We start from the raw sequence: 1,428 nt of genomic DNA, 5'->3' as shown, positions 1-1,428 counted from the left end.
CCCCCACTGTCTACCCGCTTTTAAAAAACCGTCGCCCCGTTGCATCTATGTATAAGGCCTATTCGTGGAAGCCGTCTTCGGCTTCTGGCCAAAATTGGAAAAGCTCGTGGTATGCCGATTACATTCAGGCCTCGAAGGCCAGTAGGAGCTTAGGCATCAATCCACGCCGGTCTTACCTGGGGTCAATTTTTTTCAGCAAAGGGTCGGACAGTTGGTACCTCGGTGGCAGAACTCTGTCGCTCAGTGGCTCATCGTTGCCTGCTGGCCATCTCCGGCGTGGCGACGATAAGTCTGGTCATTCTGTAGAAGCACCCAGACGATTCGCAGGTTGCGGTTGGCTAGCCTGATCGCAGCTTCCTTACGACCCAACCGGCTCATCCAGTGCAACAAGCGGCGGTCATCGGGTTGCTGGGAATCAGGTCGTAGTTGTTGCAGCACCGCGTGGGCTCCTTGGATCATCAGGCTGCGTAAATAAGCATCACCTCGCTTGGTCATGTCCCCCAGCCGGATCTTTTCCCCGCTGCTGTGCTGGTCAGGCACCATGCCAAAGTACGCGGCAAACTTGCGGGCATTGGGAAATCGCTCAGGCTTGGTTTCCTTGGCCACCAGGGCCGTGGCTGTGACTGGGCCGATGCCGCGCACAGTCATCAGTCGCTTCGCCGTCATGTCGGCGTTGGCGGCCACTTCCAGGCGTCCCGTCAGTACGCTGATGCGCTCGCCCAAATGGCGCCACTCGGCCAGCAGTTCGTCGATCAGTTCACGCAGCAGGGCCGGCACCGGCTGGGTAGCATCTTCCAGCACCCGCGGAATTTTCTGGCTGATCGCAACATCGCCTTGCGCCAAGGCGACACCGTGCTCGAGCAGCAGGCCGCGCATCTGATTACTGACGGCCGTGCGCCGACGCACATAGCCCTGACGGGCGCGATGCAACGCCTGCATGGCCAGCGCCGCGACGCTTTTGACCGGTACTGCGCAGATTTTTTCATCGCGACCAGCCCGCAGAATCGCCAACGCATCGTTGCGATCATTTTTTGGCCCACTGCGATGTTTGGCCACCAAACCGGCTGGAAGAATCCGCGCCGAATTACCTTGGTCTTGCAGTTGCCGGGCCCAGGCTTGAGCACCCGGACCGGTCTCCATCAAAACCACAACATGAGGCGGCAACTTTTGGAGAAACTCATAGAACGCCTCGCGCGACTTGATCCGTTGCTCGAAGCGCACCTGGCCGAGAACATCTTCACCGGCGACCTGAAAAACCTGCTTGGCCAGATCGACCGCCAAGGTTGTGCAGGCCGACAAATCGGTAGAAGACAGGGATTGATCAATCGAACTATGCTTTTTCATGGACTCGCCCTCGCTGCCGTTGGCTGTTTAGACTGCCACCGTGGCGCATTGACGCCTCGGCTGGGGCGAGTCCATCCAATTACA

Annotated in this window: 1 protein-coding gene; it reads right to left on the bottom strand. The window is 58.6% G+C overall.

Annotation, left to right across the window (positions count from 1 at the left end; translation table 11 throughout):
* Positions 1 to 240: 240 nt before the first annotated feature.
* The gene (locus NPS56_RS30895; protein WP_274078160.1) at positions 241 to 1,299 is read right to left on the bottom strand and encodes an IS110 family transposase; all 1,059 of its coding nucleotides are present in this window, start codon (positions 1,297 to 1,299) and stop codon (positions 241 to 243) included.
* Positions 1,300 to 1,428 lie beyond the last annotated feature (129 nt).

Source organism: Pseudomonas putida (genome assembly GCF_028682635.1).
GTDB lineage: Bacteria > Pseudomonadota > Gammaproteobacteria > Pseudomonadales > Pseudomonadaceae > Aquipseudomonas > Aquipseudomonas putida_AE.
The sequence above is the reverse complement of the archived record's forward strand: the minus strand, read 5'-3'. Positions and strand labels throughout refer to the sequence as shown.